General features: G+C 58.0%; 25 protein-coding genes. 9 read left to right on the forward strand and 16 right to left on the reverse strand.

Translation table 11 applies throughout. The features are described 5' to 3' along the window. The 6 genes from ADG881_RS04135 to ADG881_RS04160 form a co-directional block, all read right to left on the reverse strand. Complete coding sequence (locus ADG881_RS04135) at window positions 1-879, reverse strand: branched-chain amino acid ABC transporter permease (RefSeq protein WP_007150301.1); 879 nt, start codon at window positions 877-879, stop codon at window positions 1-3. A 351-nt stretch (window positions 880-1,230) separates the two neighbouring features. Further along, the gene (locus tag ADG881_RS04140; RefSeq protein WP_007150740.1) at window positions 1,231-1,476 is read right to left on the reverse strand and encodes a MerC domain-containing protein; all 246 of its coding nucleotides are present in this window, start codon (window positions 1,474-1,476) and stop codon (window positions 1,231-1,233) included. Between the two features lie 28 nt (window positions 1,477-1,504). Then, a complete protein-coding gene (locus tag ADG881_RS04145; RefSeq protein WP_007151404.1) occupies window positions 1,505-1,969 on the reverse strand; it encodes a transcriptional repressor in 465 nt (154 codons plus the stop codon). Between the two features lie 9 nt (window positions 1,970-1,978). Further along, window positions 1,979-2,599: a DUF1826 domain-containing protein gene (locus tag ADG881_RS04150; protein WP_007149695.1), complete on the reverse strand. Its 621-nt coding sequence runs from the start codon at window positions 2,597-2,599 to the stop codon at window positions 1,979-1,981. Next, window positions 2,599-3,822, reverse strand: coding sequence for a zinc metallochaperone GTPase ZigA (gene zigA / locus ADG881_RS04155; RefSeq protein WP_007151489.1), 1,224 nt, complete (start codon window positions 3,820-3,822; stop codon window positions 2,599-2,601). The genes ADG881_RS04150 and zigA overlap by 1 nt, the downstream gene beginning before the upstream one ends. Window positions 3,823-3,826: 4 nt before the next feature. Then, the gene (locus tag ADG881_RS04160; protein ID WP_007148643.1) at window positions 3,827-4,249 is read right to left on the reverse strand and encodes a TraR/DksA C4-type zinc finger protein; all 423 of its coding nucleotides are present in this window, start codon (window positions 4,247-4,249) and stop codon (window positions 3,827-3,829) included. 68 nt (window positions 4,250-4,317) lie between these two features. On the opposite strand from ADG881_RS04160, the gene ADG881_RS04165 reads away from it, so the two are divergent. Continuing rightward, on the forward strand, window positions 4,318-4,557 hold the full coding sequence (locus ADG881_RS04165; RefSeq protein WP_007149601.1) for a hypothetical protein: 240 nt from the start codon (window positions 4,318-4,320) through the stop codon (window positions 4,555-4,557). Window positions 4,558-4,757: 200 nt separating this feature from the next. Here ADG881_RS04165 and ADG881_RS04170 read toward each other — a convergent pair whose 3' ends face one another. Together ADG881_RS04170 and ADG881_RS04175 are read right to left on the reverse strand one after the other, a co-directional pair. Further along, the gene (locus tag ADG881_RS04170) at window positions 4,758-5,345 is read right to left on the reverse strand and encodes an HAD family hydrolase (RefSeq protein ID WP_007148761.1); all 588 of its coding nucleotides are present in this window, start codon (window positions 5,343-5,345) and stop codon (window positions 4,758-4,760) included. A gap of 43 nt (window positions 5,346-5,388) precedes the next feature. Next, window positions 5,389-6,387, reverse strand: coding sequence for a hypothetical protein (locus ADG881_RS04175; protein ID WP_050760116.1), 999 nt, complete (start codon window positions 6,385-6,387; stop codon window positions 5,389-5,391). A 189-nt stretch (window positions 6,388-6,576) separates the two neighbouring features. On the opposite strand from ADG881_RS04175, the gene ADG881_RS04180 reads away from it, so the two are divergent. Continuing rightward, window positions 6,577-7,089 (forward strand): outer membrane beta-barrel protein, encoded by a 513-nt coding sequence (locus tag ADG881_RS04180; protein ID WP_156790336.1) that lies wholly within the window; start codon window positions 6,577-6,579, stop codon window positions 7,087-7,089. A 303-nt stretch (window positions 7,090-7,392) separates the two neighbouring features. Here the strand turns inward: ADG881_RS04180 and ADG881_RS04185 are convergent, their stop codons facing one another. Further along, window positions 7,393-8,412, reverse strand: a complete 1,020-nt coding sequence (locus ADG881_RS04185) for a lipase secretion chaperone (RefSeq protein ID WP_007151039.1) — start codon at window positions 8,410-8,412, stop codon at window positions 7,393-7,395. Window positions 8,413-8,461: 49 nt separating this feature from the next. Next, window positions 8,462-9,133 carry a TetR/AcrR family transcriptional regulator gene (locus tag ADG881_RS04190; protein WP_007148590.1) on the reverse strand — a complete coding sequence of 224 codons (672 nt, stop codon included), beginning with the start codon at window positions 9,131-9,133 and terminating at the stop codon, window positions 8,462-8,464. A 276-nt stretch (window positions 9,134-9,409) separates the two neighbouring features. On the opposite strand from ADG881_RS04190, the gene ADG881_RS04195 reads away from it, so the two are divergent. After that, a complete protein-coding gene (locus tag ADG881_RS04195) occupies window positions 9,410-10,378 on the forward strand; it encodes a triacylglycerol lipase (RefSeq protein WP_198004991.1) in 969 nt (322 codons plus the stop codon). A 326-nt stretch (window positions 10,379-10,704) separates the two neighbouring features. Next, window positions 10,705-12,282, forward strand: a complete 1,578-nt coding sequence (locus tag ADG881_RS04200; protein ID WP_007150343.1) for an MFS transporter — start codon at window positions 10,705-10,707, stop codon at window positions 12,280-12,282. Here ADG881_RS04200 and ADG881_RS04205 read toward each other — a convergent pair. Further along, entirely contained in the window at window positions 12,260-12,661 is a 402-nt protein-coding gene (locus tag ADG881_RS04205) for a hypothetical protein (RefSeq protein ID WP_039926109.1), read from the reverse strand. The genes ADG881_RS04200 and ADG881_RS04205 overlap by 23 nt on opposite strands. Window positions 12,662-12,825: 164 nt before the next feature. On the opposite strand from ADG881_RS04205, the gene ADG881_RS04210 reads away from it, so the two are divergent. Then, window positions 12,826-13,674: a metal-dependent hydrolase gene (locus tag ADG881_RS04210; protein ID WP_039926111.1), complete on the forward strand. Its 849-nt coding sequence runs from the start codon at window positions 12,826-12,828 to the stop codon at window positions 13,672-13,674. A gap of 98 nt (window positions 13,675-13,772) precedes the next feature. Here the strand turns inward: ADG881_RS04210 and ADG881_RS04215 are convergent, their stop codons facing one another. Both ADG881_RS04215 and ADG881_RS04220 read right to left on the reverse strand, forming a co-directional pair. Beyond that, entirely contained in the window at window positions 13,773-14,483 is a 711-nt protein-coding gene (locus tag ADG881_RS04215) for a phosphoadenylyl-sulfate reductase (protein WP_007149311.1), read from the reverse strand. A gap of 157 nt (window positions 14,484-14,640) precedes the next feature. After that, the gene (locus tag ADG881_RS04220) at window positions 14,641-15,168 is read right to left on the reverse strand and encodes an outer membrane beta-barrel protein (protein WP_007149519.1); all 528 of its coding nucleotides are present in this window, start codon (window positions 15,166-15,168) and stop codon (window positions 14,641-14,643) included. A gap of 295 nt (window positions 15,169-15,463) precedes the next feature. On the opposite strand from ADG881_RS04220, the gene ADG881_RS04225 reads away from it, so the two are divergent. Next, on the forward strand, window positions 15,464-15,877 hold the full coding sequence (locus tag ADG881_RS04225) for a DUF4168 domain-containing protein (protein WP_007148347.1): 414 nt from the start codon (window positions 15,464-15,466) through the stop codon (window positions 15,875-15,877). A gap of 80 nt (window positions 15,878-15,957) precedes the next feature. On the opposite strand, the gene ADG881_RS04230 is transcribed toward ADG881_RS04225, so the two are convergent. The 3 genes from ADG881_RS04230 to ADG881_RS04240 form a co-directional block, all read right to left on the reverse strand. After that, window positions 15,958-17,904: a ligand-gated channel protein gene (locus tag ADG881_RS04230; RefSeq protein WP_007150829.1), complete on the reverse strand. Its 1,947-nt coding sequence runs from the start codon at window positions 17,902-17,904 to the stop codon at window positions 15,958-15,960. A 212-nt stretch (window positions 17,905-18,116) separates the two neighbouring features. Continuing rightward, complete coding sequence (locus ADG881_RS04235) at window positions 18,117-19,466, reverse strand: sensor histidine kinase (RefSeq protein WP_007149723.1); 1,350 nt, start codon at window positions 19,464-19,466, stop codon at window positions 18,117-18,119. Beyond that, window positions 19,466-20,182, reverse strand: coding sequence for a response regulator transcription factor (locus ADG881_RS04240; protein WP_007151402.1), 717 nt, complete (start codon window positions 20,180-20,182; stop codon window positions 19,466-19,468). The genes ADG881_RS04235 and ADG881_RS04240 overlap by 1 nt, the downstream gene beginning before the upstream one ends. Before the next feature lie 160 nt (window positions 20,183-20,342). Between ADG881_RS04240 and ADG881_RS04245 the strand changes: the two genes are divergently transcribed. Genes ADG881_RS04245 through ADG881_RS04255 form a run of 3 tightly spaced genes read left to right on the forward strand, consistent with a single transcriptional unit; the run spans window position 20,343 to window position 22,311 of the window. Next, window positions 20,343-20,948 carry a PepSY-associated TM helix domain-containing protein gene (locus tag ADG881_RS04245; RefSeq protein WP_007151033.1) on the forward strand — a complete coding sequence of 202 codons (606 nt, stop codon included), beginning with the start codon at window positions 20,343-20,345 and terminating at the stop codon, window positions 20,946-20,948. A gap of 33 nt (window positions 20,949-20,981) precedes the next feature. Continuing rightward, window positions 20,982-21,473, forward strand: coding sequence for a DUF2271 domain-containing protein (locus tag ADG881_RS04250; protein ID WP_007150009.1), 492 nt, complete (start codon window positions 20,982-20,984; stop codon window positions 21,471-21,473). A 25-nt stretch (window positions 21,474-21,498) separates the two neighbouring features. Continuing rightward, window positions 21,499-22,311, forward strand: a complete 813-nt coding sequence (locus ADG881_RS04255; RefSeq protein ID WP_007151072.1) for a DUF4198 domain-containing protein — start codon at window positions 21,499-21,501, stop codon at window positions 22,309-22,311. The last annotated feature ends 23 nt before the right edge of the window (window positions 22,312-22,334 follow it).

Below are 22,334 nucleotides of genomic sequence, written 5' to 3' on the forward strand. Positions count from 1 at the left end.
CTACACCTTCTTCTGGCTGATCTGTGCAAACAGGCCACCGGGGCGCAGGATCAGCACCAGCAGCATCAGCACATAAGGAGCAATCTGACCGACGCCAGAAGGCAAGTAACGGCCCGCGAACGGTTCCACGATGCCTACCAGCAACCCGCCCAGTAACGCACCGGGCAATGACCCCAGGCCACCGATTACCGCAGCGGCAAACGCCTTGATGCCAAACAGCAGCCCCACCGACGGCTCAACCGCCCCCTTGGCGGCGAACATGACCCCGGCAATGGCGGCCACCACCCCGGACAGCGCCCAGACGATGGCGTTGATCCGCTTCACCGGAATGCCCATGTAGTAAGCAGCCATCTGGTTCTGGCTGCTGGCCTGCATGGCCACACCAAGGCGGGTGCGGGCAAAGAAGAAATAGAGAATGGACGTGAGGGCCACGGTGGTGGTGATAATCAACGCATCCACCACCGGAATAATCAGTTCACCGAATTCCCACACCTTGCCGACAAAGGGCGTTTGCAGGGAGGCGGGATCATGCCCCCAGATCACACCGGCGGCGAAACGCAGCAGAAAACCCAGAGCGATGGTGAGAATCACCATGGCGAACTGCGGCTGACCAAAAATGGCGCGCAATACCAGGCGATCCAACAGGTAACCAAAGATCCCTAGAATCAGGGCGGCCAGAGTAATGCCTATCAGGAATGGCAGGTCGGCATACTCGGCATTGATGAAGGTAATGCCCAGAAAGGCCCCCAGCATCATCATGTCACCCTGCGCAAAGTTGACCGCTTCTGACGCTTTGTAGATCAGCACAAAGCCCAGTGCCAGCAACCCGTAGATGCAGCCGTTAGCGACCCCGCTGACCAGCAGCTGGAGTATATCCATGGTCCCTCTCTCCCGGGGGGTTTATTGTTCTGGTGTATTTTTATTCAGCTCTTTCGAGACTATCTGAAGCTTTACATTCTCTCCAGTATGTAAAATGTAACAAGGTTGGACAAAGAGCCAAAAACGTCACGGATCAGGCCGGAAAAGCGTTTTTGGACCGACGAACGCCAACGTGAAGAGAAAAAACAGGACGGAACAGGGTGAAAAAGAGAGAGGGGAAGAGAGCAACAGGCCCGCCGGCCAGGCGTTAACAGCAGAAGCGTTACCGAGGGTAACCCGTAAAGGGTTCTGCACTTTTACCTTCCAGCACATACCCTGCTGTGCCGTATTCGGTGTCTTGCGATGAGACCGTCAAGGTGCCTTCCAGCCACATGGCATCCACCGCCAGATCCAGCGATGTCGGCGGTACCCCATGCCGATAGCAAGCAGGCTGACCGGCACGATGATGGCGAGCATAACCAGATGAAAGACTTCCTCGACACGGCCAAAAACGGATAACAGGCCGATGGCAAAGAGCCCCGCCAGGCTGGCGACACAGTGAATCATGCAGAGACTGGACAGGCCGATGGCCATCGCGTCCAGGCGAAAACGTTGCATTGCCGTCTCCCGAAAAACGATTGTTTGTTTACGACGCCGCGCAATCCACGCAACGACCATGCACTTCCAGCAGGGGTTCGCGCTGAATGACAAAACCCACTTCGTCCAGGGTCTGCTGTAATGCGTCCACCGCTGACCCCGCCATGGGAGTTTCCTGAACGCCGCCGCACTGATCACACAAAAGGAACACCGTTCCCCTGTGCCCATGCTGGCAAGTGATGTGATCACAGGCCAGATACTGGTTGGTGGAGCTAAGCCGATGGGCCAGGCCTTGCTGAACCAGAAAATCCAGCGCTCGATACATAGTAGGCGGCTGCGCATTGCTCTGGTAACGAGCCTTGAACTGATCCAGCAGCTGATAGGCCGTTTGCGGACCACCCTGCTCCAGCATCAACGACATGACCTGCTTGCGCTGGGGCGTCATCCGCACGCCCTGCTTGAGGCATTGCTGTTCAGCGCTGTTAAGAATCTGCTCGGTACGACTCACTGCCATGTTTTCAGCCTAGATATCCAGAGTGACCAACAAGCGTTGCTGGCCGGGAGACATGGGCGGGGACCGATGGACCACGCCCGCTCCCGGATTATCCCGCCATGTCTCTCCTTTGAACAGGGCCACCTGCCCAGCCTCCAGCTGCTCCACGTGTTGTTGCTGGTAAAGCGCACTCTGATCACAGCCGGGCACTAAAAGCTGGTCCGACACCCGTGGGGAGGGCAACCACTGGCTGCCCGCCCCGCCATAGGTGCACAGCATGCGAACCGGGATCCGGTCCACGTGGAAGCGTGGGCACATCGGTTTGCGCAACGCGGTCACTCGCAGACCGACTCCGTCAACCCCGAACAGACAGGCAACCATATCGGCTAACAAGAACAGGTCCTCTCTCAAGGGAGCATAGGTTTCGTGCGGCAGGGACCGCAGCAGGGTCGCTTCCAGCTGAGCGATGTCCAACCAGCTTTTCACTGCCAGCCGTTGCTCGCAGGCCAGGGCCACCACATCCTGCCCCACCGGGCTGGGCCGATTCCACACGGCCACTTGCACATCATCCTCGAAGATATCCGCGAGTACCGTCACCTCCGGTGCGCCTTGCCAGCCTGGAGGCGTGACGGTGACCGTTTGAGCTTGCATCACCCTGCCACCTCCCATTGCGGGAAGGGATCGTCCAGCTGCTCCCACAGCGCCTTGCCCTGAAGCATTTCCGCTTCCGTCAACAAGCAGGCATCCAGTGCCTTGCGGGTTTCGTCTGGCTGCAGGTTGTGGCCGATAAACACCAGTTCCTGGCGCATGTCGCCGAAAGGTTCCTGCCACTTCTCCATGATCAGCGCGCGGTATTCTTCGTCACTGGGCCAGTGTTGCTCCGGCACGGTTTTCCAGAACATGCCGGCCGGGCCATGGTGAACAATGTCACCGGCCTGGCTCCAGCTACCCGCAAAGTGTGGCCGGCTGGCCAGCCAGAAAAAGCCCTTGGAGCGCAGCAAGGTTCCCAACGGCCAGGGCTGCTGCAGGAAGTCCCAGAATCGCTGCGGATGGAACGGCCGACGCGCTTCATAGGTGAAACTGCTAATCCCGTATTCCTCGGTTTCAGGCAAATGCTCGCCACGCATTTCCTTTAACCACCCCGGCGCCTGCTGGGCTTTTTCAAAGTCAAACCGTCCTGTATTGAGCACCGCTTCCAGCGGCACCATGCCGTGGCGAATGGGCAAAATCCGGGCATCCGGGTTCAACAACCGCAAGGTTGCCTGCAACACCTCCAGTTCCTTTTCTGTGACCAAATCCGTCTTGCTGATCAACAGCACGTCACAGAATTCCACTTGCTCCACCAACAGGTCCACCACATTACGATGATCTTCATCACCAAGGTTTTCCTGCTCCTGCTGAAGCGTGCGGGCACTACGATAATCCCGCAGGAAGTTAACCGCATCGACCACCGTAACCATGGTGTCCAACCGGGCCACGGAGGACAGCCCTTCCCCGTTTTCATCTTCAAACGTAAAGGTTTCTGCCACGGGCAAGGGTTCTGAAATTCCGGTGGACTCAATCACCAGATAGTCGAAAGAGCCTTCCCTAGCCAGGCGGTTCACTTCCACTAACAGGTCCTCTCGCAATGTGCAGCAGATGCAGCCATTGCTCATTTCCACCAGTTTCTCTTCCGAGCGGTTCAGTGACACGTTCTGGTTAACCAGTGCCGCATCAATGTTAATTTCGCTCATGTCGTTGACGATGACGGCAACGCGCAGGCCACTTCGATTGTTGAGAATATGATTGAGGACAGTGGTTTTTCCCGCGCCGAGAAACCCTGACAACACGGTAACGGGAAGCTGGCGAATGGGGCTGGGTTGCTGGCTTGTCATGTCTCTATCCAATTCGTTGATGGGCATAATGTCGTTCATTCTGCTCAAGGCGAGCCTTCACCTCGGCGCAGTATTCCGTAGTAGGACGGGCCAGCAGCCGCGGCAGACCAATGGGTTCACCACTGATTTTGCAGTAACCGTAATCCCCGTTTTCCAGCCGCCTCAGGGCGCCACGAACTTTCCCCAGCAAGGCTTCTTGGCGCGCCATAAAGCGTAGCTGATGGCGGCAGGTCTCCTCCTCTACAGCGGCGTCCAATGGGTCAGCCTGGGCCGGTGTCTGCAGATTATTTCTGGCACTGCCGATGTGCTGTTCGCAATCGTGAGCCAGGGCAGCAAGACGTTTGCGGAAAAACTGCCGCTGGCTGGCGTTCATGTATTGCGACGCCTTCATAGTCAGCAGCGCCTTCTCACTGATGGTGCGAGGCATGATGCTCTCCTTTTTATGTAATGTTATAACATTACATACCCGATCAACAACCTTCTCGGAGAAGAACCATGAGCTTTCCCCTGCCTGACTCCTATACCGAGTGGCGACATTGCATTACCGAAATATGCGGGATCCCGCTTGGTGAGAGCTTTATCCGCGAAAGACTGGCCGCCCTGGACGACGACAACAACCACATGACCCGCAAGTTCATCGAGCTTTACGGCAGGAAACACTGGAAACAGACAAAAGACTGGTTTACCCGGGCACTGAATGACCAAGGAGAAAAGAATGATTCGCAGAAACCCTAATGATGACCTGCCGGCCATTCATTCGGACGCCTTCGTCGACTCTACCGCCATCATTTGCGGCAACCATCATTGGCGGACAGATTGTCATGGCCGAGGAGGAAGCCATCCGAGTACCCAGCGGAAAACCGATCGACTTTCTATCACGCACCCAGCCTGCGGAACCGGATGGTGTTTGACGCAAAAGGGGCACTCACAGAGATTCAGCCCACCAGAAACTCATCAAAATGGCGAATAACCCGGTCGGCAAGATGGCCATGGGCATTGAGGCCATCCGTGTCGAGATAAACACCGACCATGCCCGCATTGCGGGCTGCCAGCAGGTCATATTTAAAATCCCCCACGTAGGCAATGCTTGCAGGGGCCATACCCCATTCCCGGGCAATCGCGAGCAAGCCATCCGGAGCGGGTTTTGGCGGGGCATCTTCCCGTGCCAGCACTCGCTGCACAGGAATATTCAGCCGGGTGACTGTGAGCTCGGCAATGACTCGGGCATTACGGGTAAGAATAGCCGTGGGAATCCCCATCACCGACAGCCTTTCAAGGCAGGATTGTGCGCCCGGTATCCAAGTGGCCCGCTCCGCCCCGGCACGCTCATATTCCAGTACCACGGCGTGGGCCGCTGCCTGTTCATTGGCTGGCAAGGTGTCGATAAATTCCAGCACCCCCACATCCGGTGGGCAATTCAGGTGCGCACGGATGGCCGCAAAATCCAGGCGGGAATCCACCAGGGTGCCATCCAGGTCGAAAATGATGCCGTCGAAGCCCGGCAGGTTATCGGTCGTTGGCATGCTCACCCCGTCACCCCAACCGCCAGCAGCAACAACGAAGCGATTAACGGCACGGCCAGTCCTCCGTCAGCGACTCACCGCCTGTGGCCATCGCGGTGAGTTGCATGTCACTGTCGAAGATAAACCGCAGGCCCTTCTCACCGGGATCTTGCCAGTACACCGCCTTTACCGGCAATGAGCCGGGGCCTGCTTCCAGGGTTTCGTCCAGCTCCCCCTGATACATTTCATATAAAGCCGGTGATTCGCCCAGCGCCACACCGGTATCAGTGCGAATGTTTGACGGGGGGTTAACGTCCAGCCGGGCAATGCGACTGTTTCTGAACTGAGCAGACAGCCCGGCTGGCCACAGATCGCTGCGCACACGGCCACAGGCACTTTGTCCCGATACAATATCCAACGGCACCTTGGTGGTCGCCTGCACACTGGAGAGGGTGTCGCCGATACAAACGTCGCCATAGCAGCCCGGAGACAACCGATGCAGCGGATCTTCACTGTCCAGCGTCAGAGTCACCGTCAGCGCCACGGCCTCGGAATCTGCCCCGCGTTCGGGGTCGCCAATTCGGGCGCGGTAGTGGCTGGCCAGGTCCGGCGCCACATCTGAACCCGCTGCCGGATAGGAAAAGCCCCCGCGAAAGGTGACGCAGAGCGTATTGGCATCAGCATGCTGCTCCGCCAACAACGCCCGGGACGCAGGGGTTGTACCGACACACAGTACCGGCTCCACCGACCGCCCCCAGGTATCCGGATAGCCTCGGTCGTCACAATAATCATGGGAAAAATCGAGCATGCAGCGGTGAGGAACGCTTTTGTGGGTAAACACGGCAAGATCAATCGTATTCCCTGCCTGCATCAACAGGGCTTCACTCACGTCTTCCCCCATGTGAACAAAATGGTCCATCTCCCAGCCGACATCCGTGCGCAAATCCAGACGCAAATCGGCAGGTGGAGTGGAGGCAATCAACGGATTCGCTGACACCATCATCCCCAGCCCCACCAGTAATCCCCACTGGCACCGTCGCGCCTGTTGCGTCCATCGCTTCATGCTTTCCCCCGCTGCTCCGAATACCGGAAGCCCGCTCCCTGTCGTTGCCTCAAGGAAAGCAAATTCAGCCAGGCGACGCCAGCCCCTCCTGTCAGCCACAGGCCGGGGTAACGCAATGTGACCTCCCCCATACACACCGGCTCTATTCTGGGTAATACTGAAGGCACTTTTTTTCAGGGAGTGATGCTTATGAAACGCCTAACAAAAGTACTGGCTGGCGCTGCCATTCTCAGTGTGGCCCCGCTGGCCAACGCGGGCTTCTATGTTGGCGCAGGGATTTATAATTCCGGCACCGACGAAAAAATCGACAATGTCGAGTTTGATGATGACGACACCTCCGGCGGCCTGTTTCTGGGCTGGCGTCCCATCGAACTGGTGGGCGCGGAAGTGGGTTATTACGACTTCGGTGAACTGGAAGCGGACAACGGCACCAAGATTGAAGGTGGCGCAGTCACCTTTGCCGGCCTGCTCAGCTTTGAACTCGGCCCCGTGGGCCTCTACGGCAAAGGCGGTGTGGCCAACACCGACTTCGACGTAAAGCACCCGTCCTTCAAGGATGATGAGTCCTCCACCGATGCCTTTGGCGGTGTGGGCGCCACCATTGATTTGATGGACAAGCTGTATGTGTATGGCGAGTTCATGCACTTCGACAACGATGCCGGCATCGACATGTTCGGCGCCGGGCTGCGCTTTCAATTCTGATTCGAGCCCTGGTAACAACAAACAAGCCACACGAATAACCGTGTGGCTTGTTTGTTTTCCGTGGATGAAAGTGAAAACACGTTCAAGCCGTTTGATTGGCTTATCGCGAAGACATCGCACCTTGCCAAACGCCCAACGCCGGATGCCTGACGCAAAAAACACAGCCTGAAAGGCTGCGGCTATCCCGGCAGCTCTTTTGAAGAGTGCGCAGGGGAAATCCTGTAATCCGTTTACGAAAAGAGCATGGATGTCTGCTTTTCAATATTTGGATGCCAACGTCAACCGTCCAGCGGAACCGACGCGTTAACGGGCCTGAATTCTATCCAGCGCCTCAACCCGGTCTAATTCCTGGTCACTGAACATTTGCTGCTGCAAGCGCGCCAGTGCAGTCTCCTGATCCAGGTGCGATAACCCACTGTCGATAATCGCCTGCCGCTGCTCACGGTAGCTCTGATAACGTGCCCCCCATTGCGCACGCTGCTGATCCAGCGCTTCCAGACGCGCGGCGCCATCCGCGCCAAACTGCTGCTCCCGTAACCGGCGAATGTCTGCCTCACTGGCCCCCTGCTCTCGCAACGCCTGGGTACGCGCCGCCAGCTGCGCCGGGCCGCGGGTTTCCGCCAGCATGCTCTGCATGGCAGCCGGCAACGATTGCGTCAACCCCTGGAGCTGTTGTTGTCGCTGGCTATCGCTGAGAGAAGGGTTATCGAGGATATCCTGACGGTCAGCCATATAACGGTCGTAAGCGATATCCATGCCGTAGAATGCCTCCGCCGCTTGCTGGCCCAGGTAAGCGACTTGCAGATCGTGACGCTGTTTGACCGCAGTGCGGATGCTGGCAGGCGAACCATCATGGGGAGGCAATGCCGCCATCGCCTGCCCCAGTGCCATGTATTGCTGGAAAAACTGCCAAGCCTCGTTCGCGGCCTCGGCCGGAAGAGACGCCTGCAGATAACTTGCCAGGCGCGCCTGACAATCTTCCAGAGGCTCTTCCCCTTGGGCGGACAGGAAATAATCGAACACCCGACGCAGGTCCGGCGTTACTACTAACTCACCGTCCGCTGTGGTTTGCAGCTGGCCATCGACCTCGGTGCCGCGCAGCGATGCCGGCATGGCAGCCAGTGTTTCCGCGTGGCTCAAAGCAGCCTGAAAGCTGTCGGCAGCAGGCGCTGCACCCGGGGTATTCGAGCCGGGAAACAAGGCAACGTTCTGCACGCCGCTACTGCTACCCGGGACCGTGGTAACCGGCGACCAGAATAACCCGGCAAACGCCACGGCCAATACAACCACAAGCAGGACAAGCGCCCACTGAATACGTGACATGATGTTCTCCTTTTTATTTCATGCCGTGACAACGTCACTGATGGACAGCTTAGCCCTCCAGCGCCATAAGCCGACTAAAGAACGGAGAGGCCAGCATGGCCTCCCAATCTTCCCGCTGCCCAAGCATGCTCACACACAGACGGGCCATAACGGTGATATAGCGGGGCATGTCCGTGTGTTCTGCTTCCGCACAGAACTGATACCCCAGATGCTCGATGCCCTGCACCAGGGTTTTCAGCGCCAGACTATCCGGTGGCGTACGACCATGGGCCTTCATGGCTTCGTGGAGAATCATGACAATGCGCTCGTTATGCGCATCGCGGTAACGCGATACCGGCGAAGACACATCATGCAACTCCCGAAAACGGGCAATCATCAATGGCCCCAATGAGCGCCCCCAGTTCAAATAGCCACTCAAGGCCATCGGCAGATAGTCATAAAAGGCTTTCTGGGGCTGGGCAAACACTTTCACAAACAAGCCTTCCACTTCTGCATTGCAGCTTTGCACAATCTCATCAATCACCTCGGGCGCAGAGGCGAAATACTTATAGAAGGTCGGCCGGGAAATGCCCGCTTCCTTGAGTATTCGTTGCACGGTGGTGCCATGCATGCCCTGTTCGCCATAGACCGTGCGCCCCGCCGCCAAAATCCGCGCACGTGTTGCCTCAGCCTTGCTGTTGCCCGCTACGCCCCCCCGACGCTGCGCCGCTCCCTCACTCATCACCAATCGCCTTTATTAACACCAGTGTTACTTTACAGACATTTCGCCACATAACCATAAGCTCACTACAAACCGCTGTTTTCAATGAAAATAACCGGAAAAAATACCGTACACAGTTAACACCGGGAAAACATTTCCTTATAACATATTAATATTAACAGCTGTGTTAACTTTTGATTTCATCTGCCTTAAGGTGTTCACACTCCCTGACCAGGGAACGCTCGGCGCAGAAACGGCAGTACCGCCGATAACAATAACGAGCCAGGTAAAAATACAATGACAATTCCCTTCAAGGCGCTCACCAGAGCGTTGAGCCTTATGCTGTTCCTGTTAAGCCTGTCAATGAGCATGCCTGCCCAGGCAGGCTGGTTTGACTGGCTATTCAAGGATACCTACACCGAAACCCGTTATCCCATTGTTCTCAGTCATGGTTTATTCGGTTTCGACGATATCGTCGGCTACAACTACTGGTACCGGATCCCGGAAGAACTGCGTCGTAGCGGTGCCGAAGTCTATGTGACCCAGGTTGCCGCCGCCAACAGCACCGAAGTACGCGGCGAACAGCTGGCCCGACAGGTCGAGGATATTCTCGCCGCCACTGGCGCGCAGAAAGTGAACCTGATCGGGCACAGCCATGGCGGCCCAACGGTACGCTATGTGGCCTCCGTTTACCCACAGTATGTCGCCTCTGCCACCTCTGTAGCCGGACCGCACACCGGTGCACGCATGGCCGATGTCCTGTTGGGCGTACAGGAAAACCTGCCGCTCACCGCGGAACTTCTGGGTGACATCGTCAACGCGGCGGTCGGCTTTCTCGACCTGATTTCCGGCGGCGGATACGACCAGGATTCCCTGGCGGCGTTGTATTCCCTATCCACAAAGGGCAGCAGCGAATTCAACAGCCACTACCCGGAAGGGCTTCCCCAACAGGCCTGCGGCGAAGCGCCGGAACAAGGCAGCAACGGCGTCAGCTACTACTCCTGGTCCGGCGCCAAACCGCTGACCAACGTGCTGGACATCAGCGACGCCGGCATGGGTCTGCTTGCCCTGCTCTATCTGGGCGAAAAAAATGACGGCCTGGTTTCCAGCTGCTCCAGCCACCTGGGCCTGGTGATCCGTGACGATTACCGCATGAACCATCTTGATGAAGTCAATCAGGTGGCCGGTCTGGTCAGCCCCTTTGAGACCAACCCGGCCAGTGTCTTTCGTCAGCACGCCAACCGTTTGAAAAACCGGGGGCTGTAATTCCCCACACACGCTAATTGGGAGAGCTCGGGGCGCCATCTGGCGCCCTTTTTTATGCCGCTTTACGCTATGGGCCAGACCTCATTTACGTGAAAATTATCGCTGTACCCACTCAACAGGCGGTCGATATTTTCTTTTTCAGATTGATGAAACCCATTTCTCACTTGCAGGTCATATACTCGCCTCCGCACGCCTCACCCATGAACACTGCCAGCGCTTGACCTCAAGTCAGGTTGAGGCTTTAGGCTACCGTTTCGTTTCGCGCCTCACCGTGTCGAAAAACCGGCAGTAGGAACGACCAGATAGAGCCCCTGTTACGAGGAAAGATGATGTCTACCGTTTACCAACCCGCCACCCGCCGCGAGTGGCTGGGGCTTGCTGTTTTGATGCTGCCCACCGTACTGCTGGCACTGGATATGACAGTGCTGCATCTGGCCGCCCCTCATCTCAGTGCTGACTTGCAACCCACCAGCGCGGAGCTGCTGTGGATACTGGATATCTACGGCTTCATGATCGCCGGGTTTCTGGTGACCATGGGCACGCTGGGCGACCGGATTGGCCGGCGGCGCCTGCTGCTGACCGGTGCCACCGCCTTTGGTATTGCCTCTGCCATGGCAGCCTTTGCGACCAGCGCAGAAATGCTGATTGCCACCCGCGCCCTGCTCGGCATTGCCGGGGCCACGCTGATGCCCTCCACCCTGTCGCTGCTGCGCAACATGTTCCAGGTCGAGCGCGAGCGCACTCTGGCCATCACCGTCTGGATGACCGGCTTTATCGTCGGCAGCGCCATCGGCCCGTTGGTCGGCGGTGCATTGCTGGAGTTTTTCTGGTGGGGTTCGGTGTTCCTGCTCGGTGTGCCAGTGATGGTGTTGCTGCTGATCTGTGGCCCCCTGCTGTTGCCGGAATTCCGGGATGAAGAGGCCGGCGCCCAGGACTGGACCAGCGCCCTGTTATCCGTGGCCATGGTGCTGGCCGTGATTTACGGCCTCAAGGACATGGCGCGCAACGGCATTACCGCAATGCCGCTGATCAGCATAGCCGCGGGATTACTCGTCGGGGTGATTTTCGTCCGCCGTCAGCGGCGCCTGACAGACCCCATGTTTGATCTGGCGTTGTTTGCCAATCGCACCTTCAGCACCTCTGTTGCCGCCATGCTGCTAACCATTCTGGCGCTATCCGGTGCCTGGTTGATGGTCTTTCAGTACCTGCAAGGGGTGCTGGATCTGTCACCGCTGGAGTCCGGGCTGGTGATGCTGCCGCCTGCCGTGCTGCAAACTGCCGCCTCATTACTGGTACCAAGGCTGGCGGGCCGACTGCCCCACTGGAAGCTGGTCAGTGCAGGGCTGGTGATGGCATCGATCGGCCTGCTGTTAATGCTACCGGTACAGAACCCGTCGCATATTCCCCTACTGATTGCAGGCATGACCATCATGGGCATTGGCGTCATGCCAATGATGATTCTCGGCACCGACATGGTGGTCAGTGCCGCTCCTGCCCGTAAGGCCGGAGCGGCCTCCGCTACATCGGAAACCGCTACCGAACTGGGCATGGCGCTGGGTATCGCCGTGATTGGCAGTATTGGCGCAGCGCTGTACCGCAGCCATATGCTGACAGCCATGCCCAAGGGGTTAAGCGACACGCTCGCCCTGGCGGCAGGCGACACCCTGGGCGGCGCGATCGGTGCCGCCGCCCAGCTACCTGACGACATCGCGCAACCACTCATGGCCGCAGCCAAAACCGGCTTTAATCTGGCACTGCATGCCAATGCGGCCATTGGCGCTGTGATACTGGCGCTGACAGCGGTGGGGGTCGTGGTCATGCTACGGCGCACACCGAATGATGAGAACGACAGCGCCCAAGAGATGACACCAGCCGCGTTGGCTATTTCACCCGATCAAGAATAATACGGGTTTCGCCGTCATCCGACGCCTGGCCGAATGCCGCCACCAAGGTGGGGCCTTCTGCCAGGCGTACCCGCTGGCGCACTCGGTGGCGCCCTTGTGAGCCGGGTCGGTAGGCAATATCCAGCACAAATCCCTCGTCACCCCGGCGCTCGATATCAATGCGATAATTGTCACCAACTTCCTGCCAGCGCCGTCGCTCCGCGTCTGCCCCCACGCTGCCATATAGGCGTATAACCCAATCCCGGCCACCATCCCGTGCCACCTCCGTCACCCGTAGACCATTGTCAGGCACGCCCACCCGATCCAGCAGAAACACATGAAAGGCACTGGCGATTGCCACCATACACACCACCGCACTGAGCCAGAGCCGCCACCCCATTCGCATCGCTGTTTCAACCCTCACCGTTACTGCCTGACTGTCGCTGACGCACCGTTTATCCCGTCATTGTTTCAATTACGTATCTGACTGTCACAGTGTAATTGTAATTCAGCAGCAACAGGCGTTTAGTAGAAGGCAGGACCATGGATAAAGGTGATATAACAATGAAAATGCACATCATGCCCGTCCGTCGCAACCTGAAATTTCACGTGCCGGACGACACCGTTCTGAACTGGCACGACAAGGGCCCGGGCATTTCCCAGTTCTTCAATACCCTCTCGCTGTTTTTCCCGGAAGGGGAGCGTTTCTTCATCAACAGCGTGCGCAAATACCGCGATCAGATCGATGACCCGGAACTACAGGAAGCCGTGCGCAATTTTATCGGCCAGGAAGCCATGCACGGCCGCGAGCACGAGGACTACAACCAGAAGATGGTCGCCGCCGGTTTACCGGTGGATAAACAGGAGGCCATCGTTACCCGGTTGCTAAGCCTGATTTCCCGTTTCCTGCCCAATGCCATGCAGCTTTCCGCCACCGTGGCACTGGAACATCTCACCGCCATTCTGGCCGATGTTCTGCTGCGTGAACCGGAGCTGATTGATGGCTCGGACCCGCAATACCAGAAGCTCTGGCATTGGCACGCACTGGAGGAAACGGAACACAAGGCGGTGGCCTTTGATGTCTTTATCACCGCCTTCGGCAGAGGCTTCAAATCCTGGCTACTACGCGCCAGCGGGCTGGTGTTGGCCACGGTGATTTTCTTCTCGCTGTTTTATCCGTTCTATGTGATCAACATGTACAAGACCGGCAAGCTGTTCAGCCTGAAAGACTGGTGGACGTCATTCAAATTTCAGTGGCTCAAACCCGGCGGGTTACGACGGGTGATTATTCCCTGGCTGGACTGGTTCAAACCCGGCTTCCACCCCTGGGATCACGACAACCGCGAGTTTCTGGCAGAAATGGACGGCCTGATCGGCGATGTGGATGGCTACGACAAGGGCACAGCCGCATGACCGCCTGACGGATAACGTTCACTCAAGCACGCGACGAACCACAAAAAAAGCCCCGCAGTTGCGGGGCTTTTTGTGGTTCGTCATCGTGATGGGCATCACTACATGTGAATGCCGCACTCGGTTTTCTTGTTGCCTTTCCAGCGCCCTTCACGGCCTTCACCCTTGAAGGTGCAGTGGCTGCAGCCAATAGAGTCGAACCCTTGCTCCACCAGCGGGTGAAACGGCAAGTCGTGCTCCTTGATATAGGCGTCACGCTGTTCCTTGGTGACATCAATCATCGGGTTGAACTTGATCATGCCCCGACGCTCTTCGAACACTTCCAGGCCGGCACGGTGTTCGGTCTGCCACCCCATCAGGCTGGAAATCCACAGATCGTAGTCTTCCTTGGCTTCTTCCAGCGGGTTGACCTTGTTCACCTGGCAGCACAGGTCCGGATCGGTTTCCCACATACGGTTTTCCTGGGACACCTGATGATGATCCGGGTCCGGGGTCACATCGACTACCTGCAGACCGAATTTCTCGACCAGATAATCCCGGTACTTCAGGGTATCCGCAAAGTGGTAGCCCGTATCGATAAAATGCACCGGCTGCTCAGGGCGGATGGTCGAGATAATGTGCAGGAAATACGCAGAAGTCGCCGCAAAAGACGAGGTCACCATGATGCGATCCGGCGGAAAATCCTCGTAGACACGACGAATGCGCTCCGCAAAGCTCAGCGGGCGATAGACACGGTTCAGCTCCTCCAGCGTCTCTTTGGACAGGCCGGCGGTATTGTCACCAAAACGTGTAATCAGCTGTGCACTACCCATGATCTACAGCACCTCAAACGGGAATGTCGAGGTGCCATGATAGGAATTCGAGGAAGAATATAAAGGAATATATAGTGATACTTTTATAACGAAACGGGATATGGGCGACATGGCACGACGCCAGGTCGCTGCCATCGCCCCACCCCGTGGTACGCTATCAGAACGAGTAATTCACGCCCAAACCAATCAGCTCCTGCTTGCCAAAATCGTTGTCGACCAGGCGCAAATACTCGACATTCAGCGTGGAGTGCTGGCCCACGCCCAGGTCGAAGCCGCCCCCATAGGAGCTGCCGTCATCACGTTGGGTGGTGCCGTTGATATCATTCTCCACATACCCGTAGCCGCCAATCAGATACGGTTGAACCGGCCCTTCCAGAGGCGGGGTCAAGCGCGCATAGGCGCCGTAGAAAAAGTCGTTCTCCACATCAATATTGCGATAGGAATCATCGCTCAGCCCGGCCCCCAGGCGCAGTTCCGCACTGACCAGCTCGTGCAATACCATCCCGCCGCGCAACGTCAGCGCAGTGAGTTCCGCGTCGCTGACCGCACCACGGTCAATTTTCATCAGGTTGACCTGGGCACCCGCGTACATCTCTGCCTGCACCGCCACGGCGCCCACCAGCAAACCGACCGATACTGCGCCACGCGCAATGTTGCGGGCAGACAAAGGGAATGAACTCAGCATCCTGCTCTCCTCGTTATGATTGTTATAGATCGCTAGCCTCTGATTCGTAGCGTTCCTGTCCCTTATTGAAACGATTAACCGCCTGAATTGAAAGCGTTGTCTGAACTCAGGAACACGCTTGATCCACACCGCATACGCGAACTGCTTCACTGTGAATCACGATTTAACATTTCAAGCCGAACTTACACGCTGACGGCGGTCGGACTTTCCAGTGCCGCCGTATTTTGGCTTCGGCCACTTTTCGGTAACACCGTAATCCCCGGCAATTTCGGGGCGATTGACAAGGAGATATAGCATGAGCAAACGGATGATGGCGCTCGGCGCCCTGATGATTTCCGCGACTTTCACAGGCACGGCCACCGCGCAGCAAGCCGGTGCCCCCGCGTCACAAGCGCCACAGAGCCAGCAGCAACAGATGCAGCAACAGCAAATGCAGCAGCTGCCCAAGGCGTCTGAGTTCAGTGACAAACAGCTCGATGCGTTTGCCGATGCGCAGAAGGACATGTCCGGCATCCAGCAGAAATATTCCAAGGAACTGCAGGCCAAAAAAGACAAGCCTGAAGAAGCCATGAAAGTGCAGAAAGAAGCACAGGAAAAAATGGTGGAAGCCGTGAAGGACAGTGGCCTGGAATTGAGCACCTATAACCAGATTGCCCAACTGGCCCAGTACGATGCGGACTTCCGCACGCGCATTCAGGAAAAAATGTAATCCTGAGCGCAGCAAAACGCACAACGCCGGCATTCGCCGGCGTTGTTGTTTCTATAAGGTACTGATGCCTCAGGCGGACATCAGAAGTTGGTTACCACACCCAACCAGTAACGTCGGCCATCTTCCACATAGCCGTATTCTTCATAGAAGATTTCCTTGTCGGCCAGGTTATAAATGCCTGTGTTGAGTTTGGTCTGCGGTGTCAGCTGGAAACCAATCCCCGCATCCACCAGCGTATTGGATGGCGCAATGATGGCGCTGTTTGACGGCCCCGTGGTCGGCTGGCTTTCCTCACCGCGGTAACGCACTGTCGCCCAGGGTGAAACGGTATCTGTCGCTTGCCAGTCCACGTTCAGGCTGGCCAGATGTTCCGGCAGCTGATTCAGTGGCTCGCCTTTATATTCCCCGGATTTCTGTTCGGAATCGGTATAGGTATAGCTCAGGTTGATGGACACCACCCGCGCCAACGTGGTGGACAGCGCCGCTTCCACCCCCTGGGTTTCTGCTTCATCCACATTGACCCGATAAGTGGGATCGGAACCGAACTGGTTCGGACCGTCCGGGCAGATGCTGATGGGGCAGGTAATACGGGTAATCTTGTCCTTGAAGTCGTTATGGAACACGGTCACGTTGGCCATCAGCGACCGGCCAGCGTTGAAGTACAGGCCCAGCTCCTGGTTAACAGAGGTTTCCGGTTCCAGGTCCGGGTTACCGTAGATGTTCCCGCCACGGCTGACCTGCCCCCAATCCGGCGTAATTTCCCGCAACGAGGGAGACCGGAAGCCAGTGGAGACACCGCCCTTCAGTGTCCAACGCGGGCTGAAGCCCCACACACCATAAAGACGCGGGCTCACATTGGTGCCGTAATCCCTGTCATCATCCATCCGTGCGCCTGCGGTCACCGAAAAGGTATCGGTCAACATCCACTCGTCTTCTGCGAACAGGGCATACTTGGACGTGTCGACCTTGGTGCGGTCCGAGATCCGGTTGGTGGTCTTGTCCTGCAGTTCTTCTTCAATAAAATCCGCCCCCACCGTTACCATATGGTTGCCCATCGGCATCACCAGCGCCGTCTTGGCATTGGTGTTGGTAATGGTGATTTCACGGCCTTCATTTTCTGCTTCTTCGCGCTGGATGTAGGTATCCGAGGTGCCAATGGCCCAACGACCGGTGTGCGTCAGCGCGAAGGATTCACGGTTATGGTCACTGAAATTGTCGGTACAGCCACCACGACAACCGGTGGACGCAGCGCTACGCCCCATCAGCCCCTGGCGACTGTCCTGGGTACGGGTCGCCTCCACGGAAAAGTCGTGCTCATCCGAAGGGGTCAGGCTTAATTTGGCGGTCAGATTGCGCAGGTCTTTCTGTTCATAGCCATCCACAAACAGGTCTTCCTGGCGGTTATAAAAGCCGCCATACACCTGCAGGCCGAGCAGGTCTTCTTTCAACGGGCCACTCAGGCTGAAGTTCCCCTGCTGGCTGTCGCCGGAGCGCGAATCATCCTGGATGATGGCGTCCAGCTGCACAGAACCGCCCCACTCTTTCTCAACCTTGCGGGTAATGATATTGACCACACCGCCCATGGCATCGGAGCCATACAGGGTGGACATGGGGCCACGGACCACTTCGATACGCTCAATGCTCTGCAGCGGCGGCAGCCAGCTCTGCTCGAACCCGGCGCTGCCGTTGGGTCGGCTTTCCCGGGTGGACACCGGCTTGCCATCGACCATGATCAGGGTATACGAGGACGGCATGCCGCGAATCACGATATCGGTACCGCGATCACCGGAACCACCACCGGTGACAATCACGCCAGGGACATCACGCAAGGCGTCCGTGGTGTCCTGGTAGAAGCGCTCTTCGATCTGCTCCCGGTTGATCACACTGATCGACGCCGGCGCATCTTCCACCTGCTGAACATACCCCCCTGCCGTCACGGACACTTGCCCCAGCTCGTGCACCTCATCCTCTGCCCAGGCGGCGCCACTGGCAGCCGCCAGTGCCAACGCCAAAGTCCCCAAACGCATTCCCATGGTCTTTACTCCTCAAAGGTAAGCAACAACATCAAACCGGAGTGCAAACCGCCCCCTTTCACCGCGCGGCCTGACAGGCAAGCGGCGAAGAATCGATGCAGTTCCCCCGGAAAACAGGCCATACAGGGCCCAGGAAGCAGCAATGAATCCACTTCACGAAACGGAATGATATTGATTCTTATTTGTAACGAAAGGAGATTTACAATTTATACAAGTGGCGGGGCAGGCAACCGCAGATGCACGCACAGGCCCGGGGTGCCGTTGTGTGCCCACAGCTCACCGCCCAGCCGCTCTACCGCACGCCGGGCAATGCTCAACCCCAGCCCGAAGCCGCTACGGTCAGCCCGGGCGGCATCCAGACGCACAAAGGGCGCAAAGATTCGGTCGAGCTTGTCGTCCGGCACCCCCGGCCCCTGATCCACTACCTGCAGGTGCCAGGCTCCCTCTTCCCATTGCCCAAGCAATTGCACGGACCCCTGCTCCGGGGAATGGCGAATGGCATTGCGGACCAGGTTCTCAAACACCTGGGCCAACACATTCAGGTTGCCGTACACCAGAGCGTCGTCCGGCAGCGCACAGGGGAAACGGCACTTGTCCCAACCACTTTCGAACGCCGCATTTTCAACAATCATCTCCCACAGCGCCGGCAACGACAGGGATTCCAGGCCGGAGGTTCCGGTGTCGGTGTCCTGCCATCCCAGTGCCAGAGTGTCATCGACCAGAGTGCGCATGTGGTGCAGCTCCTGCTCCACCCGCTGACGCAATTCGTTTTCGCTCATCTGGCTTTCCAGCGCCACGGACAAACGGCTCAAGGGGGTGCGCAATTCATGGGACATGTCATTGAGCAGTTGCCGCTGGGTCTCCAGCATCCCGGACACCTGTTCCGCCATATGATTGAAACTGCGGGCCAGCTCCCCGAACTCATCCCCACGTGTTGCCAGCGGGCCGGTCACGCGTGCCTGGGTATCATCCTTGAAACCCAACACTTGCGCCTGCAGAGCTTTCAAGGGCACACGAGCACGCCAGAACAACAGCCCACCCAGCAGTAACGCAGACAACGTGGGCATTCCCACCAGCAGCAGATTTTCGACCCAGGGCCAGTAGGTGCCCGGGCGCAAACGGGGAGGTAACTGCATCAGCAGGCTGCCCTGTTCCGGCGCGACGGGAAACGGCACGCCCAGGTACGGCATCTTCTTGCCGTAGCGAAAACTCATGCGGCTATCCACGCCACGCTGAAAGCGCAACCCGGCCCGTTCCTGCTCGGTCAACGGGACACTGCTCAGCGACTGGTCTGTGGCACTGATAACAGCGATGTCACCCGCTTCACGCGCCCTCATGTCCGCCAGCCACTGATCTACTCCCGCCTGGCCGCCGGTCAGCCAGGCCTGCTCCGCCGCCGCGGCATAACCTTGCATAATGGCAATCGCCCGCTCGTTCAACAGCTGGGCATCATCGCGCAGGACACCGGTAATACGCGTGCCTGCCACCATGGTAGTCACTGCGACAATCACCAGAACCAGCGCCAGGCGCCAAAGAAGGGAATAACGTTTCAACATCACAGAGCGTCGGTGATCAGGGTATAGCCCTGCCCCCAGACTGTTCGCACCGCGGATTCCGGGGCGCCAACGTCACGCAATTTGCGGCGTACATGGCTGATGTGCAGATCCAGGCTACGGTCATGGCGACCACAGCCCCGGTGCAACACCGCCTGGTAGAGGAAAGGTTTGCTGAGCACCGCATCACGGTGCTCCAGCAACACCTGAAGCAACCGGAATTCGGTGTTGGTGAGGCCCAGGTCCGTGTGCCGGTAAAACGCCACCATGTCATGCTCGCGCAGCACCAGCTTGCCCACGGATTCCAGCCCTTCGTCTTCCGGACGGACACGTTCCAGCGCCACCCGCCGCAACACCGCATCCGCCCGAACCGCCAATTCCGCCATGCTGAACGGCTTCGGGAGATAATCATCCGCCCCATTGATCAGGCCCTGAATACGGGCCTGCTCATCCCCCAACGCAGACACCACGATCACTGGCACCGGGCTTTGCTGGCGTAGGGCATTGAGCAGCTCCAGCCCATTAAGCCCGGGCAACAGGATATCCAGCAGCACCAAATCGTAGTCACCGGAGGCTGCCGCCTCCAGCCCCGCCGGGCCCTCCGCGCACAGGGATACCAGATAGTGACGCTCGGAAAAGTAGTCACGCAGATGGCCGCTTAGTACCGCATCATCTTCGATGACCAGCAGGCGGGCAGGAATTTGGGCAATGGCATTCATTCACGAATGATAAGAATTATCATTAAGGCAGGCCAGCTTTTTATTGAATAGAATTCACTCAACCCCGCCTGTCATTACATTCTTTACGAAGATTGCTGTATTTAAACATAACCATTCTCATTAACATCTCCCCCTCTGCTGCGAACGACCGAACGCCACCGTGAATAAAAAACGCAAAGCCTTCTGGCTGAAACAACTCCATCAATGGCACTGGGTGACCTCTGCGATCTGCCTGATCAGCCTAGTGTTGTTCAGCCTGACCGGGATCACCCTCAACCACGCCAGCCAGATCAGTGCCGACCCGGTCATCCGCGAGCATCAGGGTGAGCTACCCGCCGAACTGTTATCCGCGCTCGCGGAGCAAAAGAACGGCCAGCTGCCCGCCGCCGTCCAGCAATGGCTGGCGCAGAAAATGGATTTGCAGCACACCGGCGGAGAGCCGGAATGGGCCGCCGACGAGATCTACCTGCCCATGCCTCGCCCCGGCGGCGATGCCTGGCTGGCCATTGATATGAATAACGGCACGGTACTCGCAGAAACCACAGACCGGGGCTGGATCGCCTTTTTCAATGACCTGCACAAAGGCCGCCACACCGGCACCGTGTGGATCTGGTTTATCGATATTTTTGCCGTGGCCAGCCTGCTTTTCGCGTTCACCGGCCTGGGCCTGATGATGCTTCACGCCAAACGGCGCCCGGCCACCTGGCCGGTCACCGTGGCCGGGCTGGTGCTGCCCTGGTTGTTGATCGTGTTTTTCATGCACTAAACACCGCCATTTAAGACAAGAAAGGACCTTCCCATGCGCTTGCGTTACCTCGCTCTGCTCCCCCTGCTAACCAGCCAGGCCCTCGCGGATACCTTTTCGGTGGACGTGGAAGTCCCGCGCAAGCGCGTGGCCGAATACCACGCCCCCTATGTGGCCTTCTGGGTGGAAAACGCCGACCGCAGCACCCTGGAACCACTGGGGCTGTGGTACGACGACCAGGAAAAATGGCTCAAGGATATCCGCCAGTGGTGGCGACGCACCGGTCGCAGCCAGTCCGCCCCCTATGACGGCCTCACCGGCGCCACCCGCTCACCGGGCACGCACACCGTGGATTTCAGCAAACTGGACGCCCTGCAATCCCTGCCCGCCGGTGAGTACACCCTGGTGGTAGAAGCCGCCCGGGAAGTGGGGGGCCGCGAAGTGGTGAAACTGCCCTTCCGATGGCCAGCCGAAAAAACACTGCAGCAACAACAGGTTAAAGGCACCGACGAACTGGGCACCGTGACCCTGACCGTCTCTCAATAACACCGACTACTCAAGGAGCACCACCATGATCCGAGTCCGTTTCCATCAAGCCGCACTGGCCGCCCTGGTGCTGGCCACCGCCCTGCCCGCCCAGGCCCACAAACTGTGGCTACTGCCCAGCCATACCACCGTGTCCGAACCCCAGTGGATTACCGTGGACGCCAGCATTTCCAATGAGATCTTCGGTTTCGAGCGGGCCTACCCCGTCGACGGTCTGCAAGTCACCGGCCCCGACGGCAAGCCCGCCACCGTGGACAACGCCACCAGGATGCACACCCGCAGCGTGTTTGACGTACAGCTGGAACAGGAAGGCAGCTACCGGATCAGCGTGGCCCAGCCCGGCTATTTCGTGTCCTATAAAGTGGATGGCGAACGCCAGCGCAGCCGGGGCAAAGACGCGGACAAGCTGCTGGCAGAGCTGCCCAAAGACGCCACTGACGTCAAACTGCTGGAAGTGCTCAACCGTCTGGAAACCTATGCCACCCTGGGCGCGCCCAACAAAACCGGCCTGAAACCCACCGGCAAAGGCCTGGAGCTGGAACTGCTGACCCACCCCAATGACCTCTACGCTGGCGAAACCGCCCAGTGGAAACTGCTGCTGGACGGCAAAGCGGCTGCCGGCATCAAGGTGGAACTGGTTCCCGGCGGCACCCGCTACCGTGACAGTCAGGAAAACTGGTCCGTCACCAGCGATGACAAGGGCATCGTCAACATCCAGTGGCCCGCCGCTGGCCGTTACTTCCTGGAAGCAGGCACCGGCAACAAGAACGCCAGCAACCCCAAAGCCGCCGAGCGCTACCTGCAGTATCTGGGCACCGTTGAAGTGCTGCCCATGTAAGCGAGCTCTAACGTGGCCCCGCC

It is taken from the genome of Alcanivorax sp. DG881 (assembly GCF_000155615.1).
Taxonomy (GTDB): domain Bacteria; phylum Pseudomonadota; class Gammaproteobacteria; order Pseudomonadales; family Alcanivoracaceae; genus Alcanivorax.